Origin of the sequence: Escherichia sp. WS338, from assembly GCF_046486405.1 — a bacterium.
GTDB lineage: Bacteria > Pseudomonadota > Gammaproteobacteria > Enterobacterales > Enterobacteriaceae > Escherichia > Escherichia coli.
The window spans coordinates 26,255-44,533 of the sequence record NZ_JBJQLL010000020.1; the positions used below are offsets into that span (position 1 = coordinate 26,255).

An 18,279-nucleotide genomic window follows, 5' to 3' on the forward strand; every position below is an offset into this window, starting at 1 on the left:
AAAATATCCCCTCTCCGTTCTGTAAAAGCATTTATACAAGAAGAAAATTGTTCTGCCGGTTGCTCTGGCCCTGATGGGTGTAAATTCGGACGTTTATGCGGCCGATGTAAATATCGATATTTTAAGTGCGACAGTGAAAGATAAACGCATTGAGGGAGTATCGGTGACGCTGCAACGCAATGGCGCACAATCTGTTTCTGGAACCACAAATGCATCGGGCAGCGTTAATCTGGGTTCTACATTTGCTGATGATCAAGATGCTTTATTGATCGTCAAAAAAGAGGGCTATTCTAATCTGGTGGTCAAATGTTCGTGTGCTGGCATGACTTATGCGATTAGTCCGGCAATGACTAGTCTGGATGGCATGCGTGTAGTTTTGAGCTGGGGCGAAAAGCCTTTTGATCTTGATTCACATTTGATCTTCCCTGGCGGACATATCTATTTTGATAGTAAAGAGGGGACTGATGCTAATCTGGATGTTGATGATACGGATAGCTATGGATCAGAAACTGTCACTATCAGCAAAAAGCATTTTGGCGAAAGTTACATCTATGCCGTGCAGGACTATAGCAACAAAGGGTTGCCCAACAGTAATTATCTCTCTGCCAGTAAGGCAAAAGTGTTTGTTTATGTAGGGAGCTCCCTGGTGCGTAGTTATAGTGTCCCTGCTGGAAAACGAGGGAACATCTGGACCGTGTTTAAACTCAATCCAAACGGCGAGTTTGAAGATATCAACTCTGTTACCAGCGCCAATTTTAACGACACCACATTAGGCGTCAGGGATTTAGCCACTGTGATAATGCCTGCGACGGGTTCTTCAACTCCGGCTTCACCTGCGATGCAAAACAGTGGAGATACTCAACTGGCAAGAAAATATAATCGCGAAGGTGAAGCTGTTTATAAAACCGGTCAACTTGAGCAAGCCATTCAACTCTTCCAACAGGCAACAGAATTAGACGGCAATTACGGACAGGCATTTAGTAACCTGGGGCTGGCGTATCAGAAAAATGGCAACATCGCGGAAGCAATTTGGGCAAATCGTAAAGCGATCTCGTTAGCCAGTGGAGCAAATGCGGCGACAATGCGCGCTAACTCCTATTATAACATTGCCAAAATTTATGAAACTGCTGGACAGGACGCTGATGCATTGCAGTATTATCAACTCGCTCTTCACGATGCCATTTTATAACAATGAAAGTGGAATCATATTTTTAAATTTTATATTCTTGCTTGTTTTTCTGGTGAAGTTATCCATCATTCACTGTTCTATTATCTTAAGGATGATGGAAATAGAAGGTTTTTTAATGATAATAAAACATATTCTTATGTTATTTAATCACGAATTTTTAATATGATTATGTATCAATACATTATATTACCCGATGTGTTACTGAATTATCGACTATTACTTTAATATTTAGTGATCGTAAACATGGTTCTCCAGATTACTAAATTTCTGGCATCTTACAATATCATCATCTTCAAATAGTTAAATTAAGATTATGGCACTGCCAAAACAGATAAATTGAAGCAGTCTGGTAGATATTGCAGAACAACCTTGATTCCAACGGCGAAATCATGTTTATCCTCCAGGTTGCCGCCCATATGGAGCTGAATATCATTCAGTCCACGCTTGATGAGTTGATATCGCTATATCCATAGACAGGGTAGCTTTTTACACGAGAGTGTCCGGTGTTTTCTAACGGCTGGCAATCATTCCGTTTTGTTGTTTCGTATCACTGCTATAACAATTTCTCTTGATTTTCAATCTTTGAGCTAATCATTGAATACAGATCGGGAAATATTAATACCATATATATTTTATTTTGAAAATCCTTGTTCCATCTGACTATACCTAAGGTATCTATTTCTTCTTGTGATTATTACCAATGAAACAATAAGTGACGGATTTACAGTACGTTGCTCATAAAGACAACAATCAATTAACGTTGATAAAAATATGTTATGTAAAATGGCAATAAAGTAGCTACTCTAACTAATTAGTATTATAAAAAGTCGATAAAGCGGCTCTGTTAAATAAAATACTGGTTTTTTATCTATATATTTCCATGTGGGTAATTTTACTGTGCTATTTTGTTACAATAAATTAACAATAAAGTTACCAGTGGCTCATGATTCACACATAATTAACATATATGGTTGATTTTGATATAAATCAATTTTTAATTCTTGAAAAAAATCTGCAAAACACGATAAATTGTTGTAGATCAAATTGGTGAGATCGTGACAATTTCGCTATAAATTGATCACTGTCGAAAAATGCAAATTTGCTCAATAAAAACCTGTTTATTGTAAGGATTTTGCGGCGTAATATAATTACGGGATCAATTTGGTTTATTCATTAACACATTTGTAACTTTTTTATCATTGTCTTTTCCTCTTTTGATGAAATGGCAACGATAGAGGCGAGCAAATAATTTTGTATTGGGGCATGCGTGTGACCCTTTCTAACGGGGTTCACTCTCGGAGTCTTCATGCGATGAGCAAGGAGTCATGATGTTAGATATAGTCGAACTGTCGCGCTTACAGTTTGCCTTGACCGCGATGTACCACTTCCTTTTTGTGCCACTGACGCTCGGTATGGCGTTCCTGCTGGCCATTATGGAAACGGTCTACGTCCTTTCCGGCAAACAGATTTATAAAGATATGACCAAGTTCTGGGGCAAGTTGTTTGGTATCAACTTTGCTCTGGGTGTGGCTACCGGTCTGACCATGGAGTTCCAGTTCGGGACTAACTGGTCTTACTATTCCCACTATGTAGGGGATATCTTCGGTGCGCCGCTGGCAATCGAAGGTCTGATGGCCTTCTTCCTCGAATCCACCTTTGTAGGTCTGTTCTTCTTCGGTTGGGATCGTCTGGGTAAAGTTCAGCATATGTGTGTCACCTGGCTGGTGGCGCTCGGTTCAAACCTGTCCGCACTGTGGATTCTGGTTGCAAACGGCTGGATGCAAAACCCAATCGCGTCCGATTTCAACTTTGAAACTATGCGTATGGAGATGGTGAGCTTCTCCGAGCTGGTGCTTAACCCGGTTGCTCAGGTGAAATTCGTTCACACCGTAGCTTCTGGTTATGTGACTGGCGCAATGTTCATCCTCGGTATCAGCGCATGGTATATGCTGAAAGGTCGTGACTTCGCCTTCGCTAAACGCTCCTTTGCTATCGCTGCCAGCTTCGGTATGGCTGCCGTTCTGTCTGTTATTGTTCTGGGTGATGAATCCGGTTACGAAATGGGCGACGTGCAGAAAACCAAACTGGCTGCTATCGAAGCCGAGTGGGAAACGCAACCTGCACCTGCTGCCTTTACTCTGTTCGGCATTCCTGATCAGGAAGAGGAGACGAACAAATTTGCGATCCAGATCCCTTACGCGCTGGGCATCATTGCAACGCGTTCCGTGGATACTCCAGTTATCGGCCTGAAAGAACTGATGGTGCAGCATGAAGAACGCATTCGTAACGGGATGAAGGCGTACTCTCTGCTCGAACAACTGCGTTCTGGTTCTACTGACCAGGCCGTTCGTGACCAGTTCAATAGCATGAAGAAAGATCTCGGTTACGGTCTGCTGCTGAAACGCTATACGCCAAACGTGGCTGATGCGACTGAAGCTCAGATTCAACAGGCAACCAAAGACTCCATTCCGCGTGTAGCGCCGCTGTACTTCGCGTTCCGTATCATGGTGGCGTGTGGCTTCCTGCTGCTGGCAATCATTGCGCTCTCTTTCTGGAGTGTCATCCGCAACCGCATTGGCGAGAAAAAATGGCTGCTGCGCGCCGCGCTGTACGGTATTCCGCTGCCGTGGATTGCTGTAGAAGCGGGCTGGTTCGTGGCTGAATATGGCCGCCAACCGTGGGCTATCGGTGAAGTGCTGCCGACAGCTGTGGCGAATTCGTCACTGACCGCAGGCGATCTCATCTTCTCAATGGTGCTGATTTGCGGCCTGTATACCCTGTTCCTGGTGGCAGAATTGTTCTTAATGTTCAAGTTTGCACGCCTCGGCCCAAGCAGCCTGAAAACCGGTCGCTATCACTTTGAGCAGTCTTCCACGACTACTCAGCCGGCACGCTAAGACAGGAGTCGTCAAATGATCGATTATGAAGTATTGCGTTTTATCTGGTGGCTGCTGGTTGGCGTTCTGCTGATTGGTTTTGCAGTCACTGACGGTTTCGACATGGGGGTGGGCATGCTCACCCGTTTCCTCGGTCGTAACGACACCGAGCGTCGAATTATGATTAACTCCATCGCACCACACTGGGACGGTAACCAGGTTTGGCTGATCACCGCAGGCGGCGCACTGTTTGCTGCCTGGCCGATGGTCTATGCCGCTGCGTTCTCCGGCTTCTATGTGGCGATGATCCTCGTGCTGGCGTCTTTGTTCTTCCGTCCGGTCGGTTTTGATTACCGCTCCAAGATTGAAGAAACCCGCTGGCGTAACATGTGGGACTGGGGCATCTTCATTGGTAGCTTCGTTCCGCCGCTGGTGATTGGTGTAGCGTTCGGTAACCTGTTGCAGGGCGTACCATTCAACGTTGATGAATATCTGCGTCTGTACTACACCGGTAACTTCTTCCAGCTGCTTAACCCGTTCGGCCTGCTGGCAGGTGTGGTGAGCGTAGGGATGATCATTACTCAGGGCGCAACCTATCTGCAAATGCGTACCGTGGGCGAACTGCACCTGCGTACCCGTGCAACGGCTCAGGTGGCGGCACTGGTGACGCTGGTCTGCTTCGCACTGGCTGGCGTATGGGTGATGTACGGTATCGATGGTTATGTCGTGAAATCGACAATGGACCATTACGCAGCCTCTAACCCGCTGAATAAAGAAGTGGTTCGTGAAGCTGGCGCATGGCTGGTTAACTTCAACAACACGCCAATTCTGTGGGCTATTCCGGCACTGGGTGTGGTTCTGCCGCTGCTGACCATCCTGACTGCACGTATGGATAAAGCCGCGTGGGCGTTTGTGTTCTCCTCCCTGACGCTGGCCTGCATCATCCTGACTGCCGGTATCGCAATGTTCCCGTTTGTGATGCCGTCCAGCACCATGATGAACGCAAGTCTGACAATGTGGGATGCAACTTCCAGCCAGCTGACGCTTAACGTCATGACCTGGGTTGCGGTGGTTCTGGTACCGATCATTCTGCTCTACACCGCCTGGTGTTACTGGAAAATGTTCGGTCGTATCACCAAAGAAGATATTGAACGTAACACCCACTCTCTGTACTAAGTAAGGAGCTAAAAATGTGGTATTTCGCATGGATTCTGGGAACGCTTCTTGCCTGTTCGTTTGGGGTAATCACCGCGCTGGCGCTTGAGCACGTCGAATCAGGCAAAGCCGGTCAAGAAGACATCTGATGAGTAAGATTATCGCAACCTTGTATGCGGTAATGGACAAGCGCCCCCTGCGGGCGCTTTCCTTCGTGATGGCACTTCTGTTAGCAGGATGTATGTTTTGGGACCCATCACGTTTCGCCGCGAAGACCAGTGAACTGGAAATCTGGCATGGTTTACTGCTGATGTGGGCCGTCTGTGCTGGTGTGATTCACGGCGTGGGCTTTCGTCCGCAGAAGGTTCTCTGGCAAGGGATTTTTTGCCCATTGCTTGCCGATATTGTTCTCATTGTCGGGCTGATTTTCTTCTTCTTTTAAATCAGAATTCTCTTTAAAAATTTATGGGCCGAGTCAGGCCCATAAATTTTTACGCTCCCTTAACTTGCCCTCATTCCCAAACCTCAATCGCGCGCGTATAGTAGCAGCGTTTAAAAGCTCTAACTTTTGTTGCATTACCGGGATGTAAAGTGAATACAACGCTGTTTCGATGGCCGGTTCGCGTCTACTATGAAGATACCGATGCCGGTGGTGTGGTGTACCACGCCAGTTACGTCGCTTTTTATGAAAGAGCACGCACAGAGATGCTGCGTCATCATCATTTCAGTCAACAGGCGCTGATGGCTGAACGCGTTGCCTTTGTGGTACGTAAAATGACGGTGGAATATTACGCACCTGCGCGGCTCGACGATATGCTCGAAATACAGACTGAAATAACATCAATGCGTGGCACCTCTTTGGTTTTCACGCAACGTATTGTCAACGCCGAGAATACTTTGTTGAATGAAGCAGAGGTTCTGGTTGTTTGCGTTGACCCACTCAAAATGAAGCCTCGTGCGCTTCCCAAGTCTATTGTCGCGGAGTTTAAGCAGTGACTGACATGAATATCCTTGATTTGTTCCTGAAGGCTAGCCTTCTGGTTAAACTTATCATGTTGATTTTGATTGGTTTTTCAATCGCATCCTGGGCCATTATTATCCAGCGGACCCGTATTCTTAACGCAGCGGCGCGCGAAGCCGAAGCGTTTGAAGATAAATTCTGGTCTGGAATCGAACTCTCTCGCCTCTATCAAGAGAGCCAGGGGAAACGGGATAATCTGAGCGGTTCGGAACAAATCTTTTACAGCGGCTTCAAAGAGTTTGTGCGCCTGCATCGTGCCAATAGCCATGCGCCGGAAGCCGTAGTGGAAGGGGCGTCGCGTGCGATGCGTATTTCCATGAATCGTGAACTTGAAAATCTGGAAACGCACATTCCGTTCCTCGGTACGGTTGGCTCCATCAGCCCGTATATTGGTCTGTTTGGTACGGTCTGGGGGATCATGCACGCCTTTATCGCCCTCGGGGCGGTAAAACAAGCAACACTGCAAATGGTTGCGCCCGGTATCGCAGAAGCGTTGATTGCGACGGCAATTGGTCTGTTCGCCGCAATTCCGGCGGTAATGGCTTATAACCGTCTCAACCAGCGCGTAAACAAACTGGAACTGAATTACGACAACTTTATGGAAGAGTTTACCGCGATTCTGCACCGCCAGGCGTTTACCGTTAGCGAGAGCAACAAGGGGTAAGCCATGGCCAGAGCGCGTGGACGAGGTCGTCGCGATCTCAAGTCCGAAATCAACATTGTACCGTTGCTGGACGTACTGCTGGTGCTGTTGCTGATCTTTATGGCGACAGCGCCCATCATCACCCAGAGCGTGGAGGTCGATCTGCCAGACGCTACTGAATCACAGGCGGTGAGCAGTAACGATAATCCGCCAGTGATTGTTGAAGTGTCTGGTATTGGTCAGTACACCGTGGTGGTTGAGAAAGATCGTCTGGAGCGTTTACCACCAGAGCAGGTGGTGGCGGAAGTGTCCAGCCGTTTCAAGGCCAACCCGAAAACGGTCTTTCTGATCGGTGGCGCAAAAGATGTGCCTTACGATGAAATAATTAAAGCACTGAACTTGTTACATAGTGCGGGTGTGAAATCGGTTGGTTTAATGACGCAGCCTATCTAAACATCTGCGTTTCCCTTGCTTGAAAGAGAGCGGGTAACAGGCGAACAGTTTTTGGAAACCGAGAGTGTCAAAGGCAACCGAACAAAACGACAAGCTCAAGCGGGCGATAATTATTTCAGCAGTGCTGCATGTCATCTTATTTGCGGCGCTGATCTGGAGTTCGTTCGATGAGAATATAGAAGCTTCAGCCGGAGGCGGCGGTGGTTCGTCCATCGACGCTGTCATGGTTGATTCAGGTGCGGTAGTTGAGCAGTACAAACGTATGCAAAGCCAGGAATCAAGCGCGAAGCGTTCTGATGAGCAGCGCAAGATGAAGGAGCAGCAGGCTGCTGAAGAACTGCGTGAGAAACAAGCGGCTGAACAGGAACGCCTGAAGCAACTTGAGAAAGAGCGGTTAGCGGCTCAGGAGCAGAAAAAGCAGGCTGAAGAAGCCGCAAAACAGGCCGAGTTAAAGCAGAAGCAAGCGGAAGAGGCGGCAGCGAAAGCGGCGGCAGATGCTAAAGCGAAGGCCGAAGCGGATGCTAAAGCGAAGGCCGAAGCGGATGCTAAAGCTGCGGAAGAAGCAGCGAAGAAAGCGGCGGCAGACGCGAAGAAAAAAGCAGAAGCAGAAGCCGCCAAAGCCGCAGTCGAAGCGCAGAAAAAAGCCGAGGCTGCTGCTGCGGCGCTGAAGAAGAAAGCTGAAGCGGCAGAAGCAGCTGCAGCTGAAGCAAGAAAGAAAGCGGCAACCGAAGCTGCTGAAAAAGCCAAGGCAGAAGCTGAGAAGAAAGCGGCTGCTGAAAAGGCTGCAGCTGATAAGAAAGCGGCAGCAGAGAAAGCGGCAGCCGACAAAAAAGCAGCAGAAAAAGCGGCTGCTGAAAAGGCAGCAGCTGATAAGAAAGCAGCGGCAGAAAAAGCCGCCGCAGACAAAAAAGCGGCAGCGGCAAAAGCAGCAGCTGAAAAAGCCGCTGCAGCAAAAGCTGCCGCAGAGGCAGATGATATTTTCGGTGAGCTAAGCTCTGGTAAGAATGCACCGAAAACGGGGGGAGGGGCGAAAGGGAACAATGCTTCGCCTGCCGGGAGTGGTAATACTAAAAACAATGGCGCATCAGGGGCCGATATCAATAACTATGCCGGGCAGATTAAATCTGCTATCGAAAGTAAGTTCTATGACGCATCGTCCTATGCAGGCAAAACCTGTACGCTGCGCATAAAACTGGCACCCGATGGTATGTTACTGGATATCAAACCTGAAGGTGGCGATCCCGCACTTTGTCAAGCTGCGTTGGCAGCAGCTAAACTTGCGAAGATCCCGAAACCACCAAGCCAGGCAGTATATGAAGTGTTCAAAAACGCGCCATTGGACTTCAAACCGTAATCGCGATGTTGACTGTTCCGACGGTCAACATCAGGCACCGGTTGCCACGGGGTTCTGGTAGTTTTGTGTATTTTAGTTTGTTAACATTCTGCTAAATTATCGTGGGCCATCGGTCCAGATAAGGGAGATATGATGAAGCAGGCATTACGAGTAGCATTTGGTTTTCTCATACTGTGGGCATCAGTTCTGCATGCTGAAGTCCGCATTGTGATCGACAGCGGTGTAGATTCCGGTCGTCCTATTGGTGTTGTTCCTTTCCAGTGGGCGGGGCCTGGTGCGGCACCTGAAGATATTGGCGGCATCGTTGCTGCTGACTTGCGTAACAGCGGTAAATTTAATCCGTTAGATCGTGCTCGTCTGCCACAGCAGCCGGGTAGTGCGCAGGAAGTACAACCAGCTGCATGGTCCGCGCTGGGCATTGACGCTGTGGTTGTCGGTCAGGTCACTCCGAATCCGGATGGTTCTTACAATGTCGCTTATCAACTTGTTGACACTGGCGGCGCACCGGGTACTGTACTTGCTCAGAACTCGTACAAAGTGAACAAGCAGTGGCTGCGTTATGCTGGTCATACCGCCAGTGACGAAGTATTTGAAAAACTGACCGGTATTAAAGGTGCGTTCCGTACCCGTATTGCCTACGTTGTTCAGACTAACGGCGGTCAGTTCCCGTATGAACTGCGCGTATCTGACTATGACGGTTACAACCAGTTTGTCGTTCACCGTTCACCGCAACCGCTGATGTCTCCGGCGTGGTCACCAGACGGTTCTAAACTGGCTTATGTGACCTTCGAAAGCGGTCGTTCCGCGCTGGTTATTCAGACGCTGGCAAATGGCGCTGTACGTCAGGTGGCTTCATTCCCGCGTCACAACGGTGCACCTGCATTCTCGCCAGACGGCAGCAAACTGGCATTCGCCTTGTCGAAAACCGGTAGCCTGAACCTGTACGTAATGGATTTGGCTTCTGGTCAGATCCGCCAGGTAACTGATGGTCGCAGTAACAATACCGAACCGACCTGGTTCCCGGACAGCCAGAACCTGGCATTTACTTCTGACCAGGCCGGTCGTCCGCAGGTTTATAAAGTGAATATCAACGGCGGTGCGCCACAACGTATTACCTGGGAAGGTTCGCAGAACCAGGATGCGGATGTCAGCAGCGACGGTAAATTTATGGTAATGGTCAGCTCCAACGGTGGGCAGCAGCACATTGCCAAACAAGATCTGGCAACGGGAGGCGTACAAGTTCTGTCGTCCACGTTCCTGGATGAAACGCCAAGTCTGGCACCTAACGGCACTATGGTAATCTACAGCTCTTCTCAGGGGATGGGATCCGTGCTGAATTTGGTTTCTACAGATGGGCGTTTCAAAGCGCGTCTTCCGGCAACTGATGGACAGGTCAAATTCCCTGCCTGGTCGCCGTATCTGTGATAATAATTAATTGAATAGTAAAGGAATCATTGAAATGCAACTGAACAAAGTGCTGAAAGGGCTGATGATTGCTCTGCCTGTTATGGCAATTGCGGCATGTTCTTCCAACAAGAACGCCAGCAATGACGGCAGCGAAGGCATGCTGGGTGCCGGCACTGGTATGGATGCGAACGGCGGCAACGGCAACATGTCTTCCGAAGAGCAGGCTCGTCTGCAAATGCAACAGCTGCAGCAGAACAACATCGTTTACTTCGATCTGGACAAGTACGATATCCGTTCTGACTTCGCTCAAATGCTGGATGCACACGCAAACTTCCTGCGTAGCAACCCGTCTTACAAAGTCACCGTAGAAGGTCACGCGGACGAACGTGGTACTCCGGAATACAACATCTCCCTGGGTGAACGTCGTGCGAACGCTGTTAAGATGTATCTGCAGGGTAAAGGCGTTTCTGCTGACCAGATCTCCATCGTTTCTTACGGTAAAGAAAAACCTGCAGTACTGGGTCATGACGAAGCGGCGTATGCCAAAAACCGTCGTGCGGTACTGGTTTACTAAGAGAATTGCATGAGCAGTAACTTCAGACATCAACTATTGAGTCTGTCGTTACTGGTTGGTATAGCGGCCCCCTGGGCCGCTTTTGCTCAGGCACCAATCAGTAGTGTCGGCTCAGGCTCGGTCGAAGACCGCGTCACTCAACTTGAGCGTATTTCTAATGCTCACAGCCAGCTTTTAACCCAACTCCAGCAACAACTCTCTGATAATCAATCCGATATTGATTCCCTGCGTGGTCAGATTCAGGAAAATCAGTATCAACTGAATCAGGTCGTGGAGCGGCAAAAGCAGATCCTGTTGCAGATCGACAGCCTCAGCAGCGGTGGTGCAGCGGCGCAATCAACCAGCGGCGATCAAAGCGGTGTGGCGGCATCAACGACGCCGACAGCTGATGCTGGTACTGCGAATGCTGGCGCGCCGGTGAAAAGCGGTGATGCAAACACGGATTACAATGCAGCTATTGCGCTGGTGCAGGATAAATCCCGCCAGGATGACGCAATGGTGGCATTTCAGAATTTCATCAAAAATTACCCTGATTCAACTTACCTGCCAAACGCCAATTATTGGCTGGGTCAGTTAAACTACAACAAGGGTAAAAAAGATGATGCGGCGTATTATTTTGCTTCGGTAGTGAAAAACTATCCGAAGTCACCGAAGGCTGCAGATGCGATGTTTAAAGTCGGCGTCATCATGCAGGACAAAGGTGACACCGCAAAAGCGAAAGCCGTATACCAGCAGGTTATCAGTAAATACCCTGGTACTGATGGCGCTAAACAGGCGCAAAAACGTCTGAACGCGATGTAATGCATAACACACGACCAGAAGTCGCATTATTTCTGGTCGTGTCGTGCGAATCATAAGCAGTTGAGTGATCTACATCGAAATTTTTGTTGCGCTCAAGTCTGAAATCAGTAATATATGCCGCCGTTGCCACGGGATATCAAACAAACCGAAAGCAACGAAAAAGTGGGTCGTTAGCTCAGTTGGTAGAGCAGTTGACTTTTAATCAATTGGTCGCAGGTTCGAATCCTGCACGACCCACCAATCGCTAAGGTGGACGCGGTAGTAAAACGTGAAGGATAACGTTGCGTCAGCAACGGCCCGAAGGGCGAGACGAAGTCGAGTCATCCTGCACGACCCACCACTAACATAGTTAGTTGTAGTATCCAGCGTAGTATCGGGTGATTAGCTCAGCTGGGAGAGCACCTCCCTTACAAGGAGGGGGTCGGCGGTTCGATCCCGTCATCACCCACCACCGGGTCGTTAGCTCAGTTGGTAGAGCAGTTGACTTTTAATCAATTGGTCGCAGGTTCGAATCCTGCACGACCCACCACTAATTACTGTGGGTTCGGTGGAAGTAGTTTGTAGTATCCAGCGCAGTATCGGGTGATTAGCTCAGCTGGGAGAGCACCTCCCTTACAAGGAGGGGGTCGGCGGTTCGATCCCGTCATCACCCACCACTCGGGTCGTTAGCTCAGTTGGTAGAGCAGTTGACTTTTAATCAATTGGTCGCAGGTTCGAATCCTGCACGACCCACCAATTTTAAACATTGGTTCCGAGTAGAAATCTTTCAGGTAACACCCGTATGGGTCGTTAGCTCAGTTGGTAGAGCAGTTGACTTTTAATCAATTGGTCGCAGGTTCGAATCCTGCACGACCCACCATCCTGAATGATTAAAGCAGCATAATCCCGCAAGGGGTCGTTAGCTCAGTTGGTAGAGCAGTTGACTTTTAATCAATTGGTCGCAGGTTCGAATCCTGCACGACCCACCAATGCAAAAAAGCGCCCTAAAGGCGCTTTTTTGCTATTCAGGCATCTCTCAATTTCAATTCTTGACCCTGATGACATACTCCGCGTTTGCTGCGTAAACAACTCTACGTCGGAGGAATAAGACGCAAAGTGTGGCATTCGGCATCTCATACGTAATTCGAGTGACTTTTCCCCACCATTCGACTATCTTGTTTAGCATATAAAACAAATTTCACCGATAACAGCGAATATTACGCTCATGTCGGTTTTAACGTTAAGCCTGTAAAACGAGATGGTAAGATGAGCGTGATGTTTGATCCAGACACGGCGATTTATCCTTTCCCCCCGAAGCCGACGCCGTTAAGCATTGATGAAAAAGCGTATTACCGTGAGAAGATAAAACGTCTGCTAAAAGAACGTAATGCGGTGATGGTTGCCCACTACTATACCGATCCCGAAATTCAACAACTGGCAGAAGAAACCGGTGGCTGTATTTCTGATTCTCTGGAAATGGCGCGCTTCGGTGCAAAGCATCCCGCTTCTACGTTATTAGTCGCTGGGGTGAGATTTATGGGAGAAACCGCCAAAATTCTCAGTCCGGAAAAAACAATTCTGATGCCGACACTTCAGGCTGAATGTTCACTGGATCTCGGCTGCCCTGTTGAAGAATTTAACGCATTTTGCGATGCCCATCCCGATCGTACTGTCGTCGTCTACGCCAACACTTCTGCTGCGGTAAAAGCGCGCGCAGATTGGGTGGTAACTTCAAGCATTGCCGTCGAACTTATTGATCATCTGGATAGTTTGGGTGAAAAAATCATCTGGGCACCCGACAAACATCTGGGGCGTTACGTGCAAAAACAGACGGGCGCAGACATTTTATGCTGGCAGGGTGCCTGCATTGTGCATGATGAATTTAAGACTCAGGCGTTAACCCGCTTGCAAGAAGAATACCCGGATGCTGCCATACTGGTGCATCCAGAATCACCACAAGCTATTGTCGATATGGCGGATGCGGTCGGTTCCACCAGTCAACTGATCGCTGCTGCGAAAACATTGCCACATCAGCGGCTTATCGTGGCAACCGATCGGGGCATTTTCTACAAAATGCAGCAGGCGGTGCCAGATAAAGAGTTACTGGAAGCACCAACCGCGGGTGAGGGTGCAACCTGCCGCAGCTGCGCGCATTGTCCGTGGATGGCCATGAATGGCCTTCAGGCCATCGCAGAGGCATTAGAACAGGAAGGAAGCAATCACGAGGTTCATGTTGATGAAAGGCTGCGAGAGAGGGCGCTGGTGCCGCTCAATCGTATGCTGGATTTTGCGGCTACACTACGTGGATAACGAATAATAAGGCGTAACGTTACGCTTTGGGGGAAAGATGGATTTTTTTAGTGTGCAGAATATCCTGGTACATATACCAATAGGTGCAGGCGGTTATGATCTCTCATGGATCGAAGCGGTAGGCACGATCGCCGGGTTGCTGTGTATTGGCCTTGCCAGTCTGGAGAAGATCAGCAACTACTTCTTTGGCCTGATCAACGTCACCTTGTTTGGCATTATTTTCTTTCAGATTCAGCTGTATGCCAGCCTGCTATTACAGGTGTTTTTCTTTGCCGCGAATATTTACGGCTGGTATGCGTGGTCGCGACAAACCAGTCAGAACGAGGCGGAGTTGAAAATTCGCTGGTTGCCATTGCCGAAGGCGCTAAGCTGGTTAGCGGTTTGCGTTGTTTCGATTGGTCTGATGACAGTATTTATCAATCCGGTGTTTGCATTTTTGACCCGCGTGGCAGTCATGATCATGCAAGCATTAGGATTACAGGTTGCGATGCCTGAACTACAGCCGGACGCTTTCCCGTTCTGGGATTCATGCATGATGGTGTTATCTATCGTGGCAATGATTCTGATGACGCGTAAGTATGTGGAAAACTGGCTGTTGTGGGTGATTATTAACGTGATTAGCGTCGTTATTTTTGCACTTCAGGGCGTTTACGCCATGTCTCTGGAGTACATCATCCTGACCTTTATTGCCCTCAACGGCAGCCGGATGTGGATCAACAGCGCACGCGAAAGAGGTTCACGCGCGCTGTCCCATTAATGGTGATGATGTGAATGGCCAGACACCCCTTCATTCAGGTGGCAGTCTGGCCCATGACAAGGTTGATATTCCATCTGAATAGTGGCGTGCTCAATCTGATAGTGATCCATCAGGTAGTGTTGGATCTGATCTAACAAGGCATCGTGATCGTGTGGCGGGATCACCTGCACATGCAGCGTCATCACCGGCTTCTCGCCTACCATCCATACATGCACATGGTGCACATTGCGGACTTCCGGGATTTCCCGGCACATACGACGCTTCAGTTCGGCGATATCCAGCGATACCGGTGCACCTTCAAGTAATTCATTCACGCTATCTTTCAACAGTCGCCACGCGCTACGCAGAACCAGAAGCGACACCAGTATTGAGAGAATGGGGTCAGCAGGTGTCCAGCCGGTCCAGATAATAATCAACGCGGCAATAATAGCCCCAACCGAACCCAGCAGGTCCCCGAGCACATGCAGTGCCGCTGCTCGCACGTTGAGGTTTTTCTCTTCGCTGCCGTGATGAAGTAACCAGAAAGAAAGTATATTTGCCAGCAGCCCAGCCACGGCAATTGCCATCATCATGCCGCCCTCGACCGGACGCGGAGTGCGGAAGCGTTCTATCGCCTCCCAGACAATCAAAATAGTAATCACCACCAGGGCGATGGCATTCACAAACGCCGCGAGCGTGGTCAATCTTAGCCAACCGAAAGTGTGGCGAATGGTGGGAGGACGACGGGAAAATTGCACTGCGAGTAGGGCGAAAAGCAGGGCGGCAGTATCGGTCAACATATGACCCGCATCGGCCAGCAATGCCAGAGAACCGGAAAGAAAACCACCAATGACTTCTACGAGCATAAACCCGGCAGTCACGCCGAAAGCATATAACAAGCGACGAGCATTATTATCTTCTGGCAGGTGTGAGGAAGTGTGTGAGTGTGAGTGCGCCATGACGAGTCATCCCTTAATTATTCTCACTTAACTTTATGACATCATACTGCTTTTAGAAGGGAAAAATTAAAAGGGAGAGACTCCGCTCTCCCATTATTGGCTATTTCGCAGGGTTACTGCGTGGTACCGTCGGTTTTGGTATCGACATCATTGTTGATGCCATCACCGGTTTGGACTTTTTTATTGATATCCGGGCAGCGACCATCTTTGCACATGGTGTTCTTGTGCTCTTCATCTTTGGTCATGCCGTCGTTGTTCATTGAAGAACCATCCGGATGCAGCATTGTGCCTCCAGAACCGGTATTTACCCCGTTATTGTCGACGTTATTTGGCGCGACATTTTCACGGGCGTCAGGGGCTACCTGGCCCGCATCAGCTGCGGCGTTTGCCTGGCCGTTATTGCTTTGCGCTCCGCTATCGGCAGCCAGTGCGGCACCGCTGGCAAGGCTTAGAGTGGCAGTCAAAAATAGTGTGGCCAGTTTTGTCATTTTCATAGGATGCTCCTGTTATGGTCGTTATGTCGGATAACCTCTTCCAACAGTGCATTTGCAGGTGAATATAAGGCAATGGTTTAAGATTTCAGCCAGGCAAAGATACCCAGCAGAGAATCTTGAAATAATTAACAAACAAAGGAGTTACAGTTAGAAATTGTAGGAGAGATCTCGTTTTTCGCGACAATCTGGCGTTTTTCTTGCTAATTCCAGGATTAATCCGTTCATAGTGTAAAACCCCGTTTACACATTCTGACGGAAGATATAGATTGGAAGTATTGCATTCACTAAGATAAGTATGGCAACACTGGAACAGACATGAATTATCAGAACGACGATTTACGCATCAAAGAAATCAAAGAGTTACTTCCTCCTGTCGCATTGCTGGAAAAATTCCCCGCTACTGAAAATGCCGCGAATACGGTCGCCCATGCCCGAAAAGCGATCCATAAGATCCTGAAAGGTAATGATGATCGCCTGTTGGTGGTGATTGGTCCGTGCTCAATTCATGATCCTGTCGCGGCGAAAGAGTATGCCACTCGCTTGCTGACGCTGCGTGAAGAGTTGCAAGATGAGCTGGAAATCGTGATGCGCGTCTATTTTGAAAAGCCGCGTACTACGGTGGGCTGGAAAGGGCTGATTAACGATCCGCATATGGATAACAGCTTCCAGATCAACGATGGTCTGCGTATTGCCCGCAAATTGCTGCTCGATATTAACGACAGCGGTCTGCCAGCGGCGGGTGAATTCCTGGATATGATCACCCCACAATATCTCGCTGACCTGATGAGCTGGGGCGCAATTGGCGCACGTACCACCGAATCGCAGGTGCACCGCGAACTGGCATCAGGGCTTTCTTGTCCGGTCGGCTTCAAAAATGGCACCGACGGTACGATTAAAGTGGCTATCGATGCCATTAATGCCGCCGGTGCGCCGCACTGCTTCCTGTCCGTAACGAAATGGGGGCATTCGGCGATTGTGAATACCAGCGGTAACGGCGATTGCCATATCATTCTGCGCGGCGGTAAAGAGCCTAACTACAGCGCGAAGCACGTTGCTGAAGTGAAAGAAGGGCTGAACAAAGCAGGCCTGCCAGCACAGGTGATGATCGATTTCAGCCATGCTAACTCGTCAAAACAATTCAAAAAGCAGATGGATGTTTGTGCTGACGTTTGCCAGCAGATTGCCGGTGGCGAAAAGGCTATTATTGGCGTGATGGTGGAAAGCCATCTGGTGGAAGGCAATCAGAGCCTCGAGAGTGGGGAACCGCTGGCCTATGGTAAGAGCATCACCGATGCCTGCATTGGCTGGGATGATACCGATGCTCTGTTACGTCAACTGGCGAATGCAGTAAAAGCGCGTCGCGGGTAATTTATAGTCGAATCGCCATGACTGTACGTTTGCAGCCCTGATAAGACGCGCAGCGTAGCATCAGGCAATGTGCTCCATTGTTAGCAACGACAAACAAAAAAGCCGACTCACTTGCAGTCGGCTTTCTCATTTTTAAACGAATGACGTTTACTTCGCTTTACCCTGGTTCGCAACGGCTGCTGCTTTCGCCGCGATCTCGTCAGCATTACCCAGATAATAGCGTTTCAGCGGTTTGAAGTTCTCGTCAAACTCATAAACCAGCGGCACGCCGGTCGGGATATTCAGCTCAAGAATCTCTTCTTCGCTCATGTTATCAAGATATTTCACCAGCGCACGTAACGAGTTACCGTGTGCAGCGATGATTACGCGCTCACCGCTCTTCATACGCGGCAGAATGGTTTCATTCCAGTAAGGGATCACGCGGTCAATGGTCAGCGCCAGGCTTTCCGTCAGCGGCAGTTCTTTCTCGCTCAGCTTCGCGTAACGTGGATCGTGACCCGGATAACGCTCATCATCTTTAGTCAGTTCCGGCGGAGTCACTGCAAAACCACGACGCCACTGTTTCACCTGCTCGTCGCCATACTTTTCAGCGGTTTCTGCTTTGTTCAGACCCTGCAACGCACCGTAGTGACGTTCGTTCAGTTTCCAGGATTTCTCAACGGGCAGCCATGCCTGATCCAGTTCGTCCAGCACATTCCACAGGGTATGGATAGCGCGTTTCAGCACAGAGGTGTAAGCAAAGTCAAAGCTGTAACCTTCCTCTTTCAGCAGCTTACCTGCTGCTTTTGCTTCGCTTACGCCTTTCTCAGACAGATCCACGTCGTACCAACCGGTGAAACGGTTTTCTTTGTTCCACTGACTTTCGCCATGACGAACCAGAACCAGCTTAGTTACAGCCATATACTTACTCCTCAAATCATCTTTTAATGATAATAATTCTCATTATATTGCCGTGACGAA

The 18,279-nt window shown here is 49.0% G+C and carries 18 protein-coding genes and 7 tRNA genes; 22 read left to right on the forward strand and 3 right to left on the reverse strand.

Annotated elements, in window-relative coordinates; translation table 11 throughout:
* The first annotated feature begins 73 nt into the window (after positions 1 to 73).
* From ACJHWT_RS17205 to pnuC, 21 genes are all read left to right on the forward strand, one after another.
* Positions 74 to 1,189, forward strand: a complete 1,116-nt coding sequence (locus ACJHWT_RS17205) for a tetratricopeptide repeat protein (RefSeq protein WP_000538731.1) — start codon at positions 74 to 76, stop codon at positions 1,187 to 1,189.
* Positions 1,190 to 2,517: 1,328 nt separating this feature from the next.
* A complete protein-coding gene (gene cydA / locus ACJHWT_RS17210; RefSeq protein WP_000884361.1) occupies positions 2,518 to 4,086 on the forward strand; it encodes a cytochrome ubiquinol oxidase subunit I in 1,569 nt (522 codons plus the stop codon).
* A 15-nt stretch (positions 4,087 to 4,101) separates the two neighbouring features.
* Positions 4,102 to 5,241 carry a cytochrome d ubiquinol oxidase subunit II gene (gene cydB / locus ACJHWT_RS17215; RefSeq protein WP_000568275.1) on the forward strand — a complete coding sequence of 380 codons (1,140 nt, stop codon included), beginning with the start codon at positions 4,102 to 4,104 and terminating at the stop codon, positions 5,239 to 5,241.
* A gap of 14 nt (positions 5,242 to 5,255) precedes the next feature.
* Entirely contained in the window at positions 5,256 to 5,369 is a 114-nt protein-coding gene (gene cydX / locus ACJHWT_RS17220) for a cytochrome bd-I oxidase subunit CydX (RefSeq protein WP_000270282.1), read from the forward strand.
* Positions 5,369 to 5,662, forward strand: a complete 294-nt coding sequence (gene ybgE, locus ACJHWT_RS17225; protein WP_000034602.1) for a cyd operon protein YbgE — start codon at positions 5,369 to 5,371, stop codon at positions 5,660 to 5,662. Before cydX ends, ybgE begins: the two co-directional genes overlap by 1 nt.
* A gap of 149 nt (positions 5,663 to 5,811) precedes the next feature.
* Positions 5,812 to 6,216 (forward strand): tol-pal system-associated acyl-CoA thioesterase, encoded by a 405-nt coding sequence (gene ybgC, locus ACJHWT_RS17230; RefSeq protein WP_001098384.1) that lies wholly within the window; start codon positions 5,812 to 5,814, stop codon positions 6,214 to 6,216.
* Positions 6,213 to 6,905, forward strand: a complete 693-nt coding sequence (gene tolQ, locus ACJHWT_RS17235; RefSeq protein ID WP_000131310.1) for a Tol-Pal system protein TolQ — start codon at positions 6,213 to 6,215, stop codon at positions 6,903 to 6,905. The genes ybgC and tolQ overlap by 4 nt, the downstream gene beginning before the upstream one ends.
* Positions 6,906 to 6,908: 3 nt before the next feature.
* Positions 6,909 to 7,337 (forward strand): colicin uptake protein TolR, encoded by a 429-nt coding sequence (tolR, locus tag ACJHWT_RS17240; RefSeq protein ID WP_000090097.1) that lies wholly within the window; start codon positions 6,909 to 6,911, stop codon positions 7,335 to 7,337.
* Positions 7,338 to 7,401: 64 nt separating this feature from the next.
* Positions 7,402 to 8,691: a cell envelope integrity protein TolA gene (tolA, locus tag ACJHWT_RS17245; RefSeq protein WP_000030668.1), complete on the forward strand. Its 1,290-nt coding sequence runs from the start codon at positions 7,402 to 7,404 to the stop codon at positions 8,689 to 8,691.
* 132 nt (positions 8,692 to 8,823) lie between these two features.
* Positions 8,824 to 10,116 carry a Tol-Pal system beta propeller repeat protein TolB gene (tolB, locus tag ACJHWT_RS17250; RefSeq protein ID WP_001295307.1) on the forward strand — a complete coding sequence of 431 codons (1,293 nt, stop codon included), beginning with the start codon at positions 8,824 to 8,826 and terminating at the stop codon, positions 10,114 to 10,116.
* A gap of 34 nt (positions 10,117 to 10,150) precedes the next feature.
* The gene (pal, locus tag ACJHWT_RS17255) at positions 10,151 to 10,672 is read left to right on the forward strand and encodes a peptidoglycan-associated lipoprotein Pal (RefSeq protein ID WP_001295883.1); all 522 of its coding nucleotides are present in this window, start codon (positions 10,151 to 10,153) and stop codon (positions 10,670 to 10,672) included.
* Between the two features lie 9 nt (positions 10,673 to 10,681).
* Positions 10,682 to 11,473 (forward strand): cell division protein CpoB, encoded by a 792-nt coding sequence (gene cpoB, locus ACJHWT_RS17260; protein ID WP_000097574.1) that lies wholly within the window; start codon positions 10,682 to 10,684, stop codon positions 11,471 to 11,473.
* A 164-nt stretch (positions 11,474 to 11,637) separates the two neighbouring features.
* Positions 11,638 to 11,713 (forward strand) — tRNA-Lys (locus ACJHWT_RS17265).
* Between the two features lie 135 nt (positions 11,714 to 11,848).
* A tRNA-Val gene (locus tag ACJHWT_RS17270) sits at positions 11,849 to 11,924 on the forward strand.
* Between the two features lie 2 nt (positions 11,925 to 11,926).
* Positions 11,927 to 12,002: transfer RNA gene (locus ACJHWT_RS17275), tRNA-Lys, on the forward strand.
* 51 nt (positions 12,003 to 12,053) lie between these two features.
* Positions 12,054 to 12,129: transfer RNA gene (locus tag ACJHWT_RS17280), tRNA-Val, on the forward strand.
* Between the two features lie 3 nt (positions 12,130 to 12,132).
* Positions 12,133 to 12,208: transfer RNA gene (locus ACJHWT_RS17285), tRNA-Lys, on the forward strand.
* Positions 12,209 to 12,256: 48 nt separating this feature from the next.
* A tRNA-Lys gene (locus ACJHWT_RS17290) sits at positions 12,257 to 12,332 on the forward strand.
* Positions 12,333 to 12,365: 33 nt separating this feature from the next.
* Positions 12,366 to 12,441, forward strand: a tRNA-Lys gene (locus ACJHWT_RS17295).
* Between the two features lie 277 nt (positions 12,442 to 12,718).
* Positions 12,719 to 13,762, forward strand: a complete 1,044-nt coding sequence (gene nadA, locus ACJHWT_RS17300) for a quinolinate synthase NadA (RefSeq protein WP_000115280.1) — start codon at positions 12,719 to 12,721, stop codon at positions 13,760 to 13,762.
* Positions 13,763 to 13,799: 37 nt separating this feature from the next.
* Complete coding sequence (gene pnuC, locus ACJHWT_RS17305) at positions 13,800 to 14,519, forward strand: nicotinamide riboside transporter PnuC (RefSeq protein ID WP_000345406.1); 720 nt, start codon at positions 13,800 to 13,802, stop codon at positions 14,517 to 14,519.
* Here the strand turns inward: pnuC and zitB are convergent.
* Positions 14,516 to 15,457 (reverse strand): CDF family zinc transporter ZitB, encoded by a 942-nt coding sequence (gene zitB / locus ACJHWT_RS17310; RefSeq protein WP_000951276.1) that lies wholly within the window; start codon positions 15,455 to 15,457, stop codon positions 14,516 to 14,518. The two genes, pnuC and zitB, sit on opposite strands and share 4 nt — an antisense overlap.
* A 113-nt stretch (positions 15,458 to 15,570) precedes the next feature.
* Complete coding sequence (locus ACJHWT_RS17315; protein WP_000784342.1) at positions 15,571 to 15,951, reverse strand: YbgS-like family protein; 381 nt, start codon at positions 15,949 to 15,951, stop codon at positions 15,571 to 15,573.
* A 315-nt stretch (positions 15,952 to 16,266) separates the two neighbouring features.
* Between ACJHWT_RS17315 and aroG the strand changes: the two genes are divergently transcribed.
* Positions 16,267 to 17,319, forward strand: coding sequence for a 3-deoxy-7-phosphoheptulonate synthase AroG (gene aroG / locus ACJHWT_RS17320; RefSeq protein ID WP_001109211.1), 1,053 nt, complete (start codon positions 16,267 to 16,269; stop codon positions 17,317 to 17,319).
* Between the two features lie 147 nt (positions 17,320 to 17,466).
* On the opposite strand, the gene gpmA is transcribed toward aroG, so the two are convergent.
* A complete protein-coding gene (gene gpmA, locus ACJHWT_RS17325; protein WP_001295305.1) occupies positions 17,467 to 18,219 on the reverse strand; it encodes a 2,3-diphosphoglycerate-dependent phosphoglycerate mutase in 753 nt (250 codons plus the stop codon).
* Positions 18,220 to 18,279: the final 60 nt, after the last annotated feature.

Coding starts and splice junctions, on each gene's coding strand:
- ACJHWT_RS17205 (WP_000538731.1), top strand. CDS start 74: ATGGGTGTAAATTCGGACGTTTATGCGGCCGATGTAAATATCGATATT.
- cydA (WP_000884361.1), top strand. CDS start 2,518: ATGTTAGATATAGTCGAACTGTCGCGCTTACAGTTTGCCTTGACCGCG.
- cydB (WP_000568275.1), top strand. CDS start 4,102: ATGATCGATTATGAAGTATTGCGTTTTATCTGGTGGCTGCTGGTTGGC.
- cydX (WP_000270282.1), top strand. CDS start 5,256: ATGTGGTATTTCGCATGGATTCTGGGAACGCTTCTTGCCTGTTCGTTT.
- ybgE (WP_000034602.1), top strand. CDS start 5,369: ATGAGTAAGATTATCGCAACCTTGTATGCGGTAATGGACAAGCGCCCC.
- tolR (WP_000090097.1), top strand. CDS start 6,909: ATGGCCAGAGCGCGTGGACGAGGTCGTCGCGATCTCAAGTCCGAAATC.
- tolB (WP_001295307.1), top strand. CDS start 8,824: ATGAAGCAGGCATTACGAGTAGCATTTGGTTTTCTCATACTGTGGGCA.
- pal (WP_001295883.1), top strand. CDS start 10,151: ATGCAACTGAACAAAGTGCTGAAAGGGCTGATGATTGCTCTGCCTGTT.
- cpoB (WP_000097574.1), top strand. CDS start 10,682: ATGAGCAGTAACTTCAGACATCAACTATTGAGTCTGTCGTTACTGGTT.
- nadA (WP_000115280.1), top strand. CDS start 12,719: ATGAGCGTGATGTTTGATCCAGACACGGCGATTTATCCTTTCCCCCCG.
- pnuC (WP_000345406.1), top strand. CDS start 13,800: ATGGATTTTTTTAGTGTGCAGAATATCCTGGTACATATACCAATAGGT.
- zitB (WP_000951276.1), bottom strand. CDS start 15,457: ATGGCGCACTCACACTCACACACTTCCTCACACCTGCCAGAAGATAAT.
- ACJHWT_RS17315 (WP_000784342.1), bottom strand. CDS start 15,951: ATGAAAATGACAAAACTGGCCACACTATTTTTGACTGCCACTCTAAGC.
- aroG (WP_001109211.1), top strand. CDS start 16,267: ATGAATTATCAGAACGACGATTTACGCATCAAAGAAATCAAAGAGTTA.
- gpmA (WP_001295305.1), bottom strand. CDS start 18,219: ATGGCTGTAACTAAGCTGGTTCTGGTTCGTCATGGCGAAAGTCAGTGG.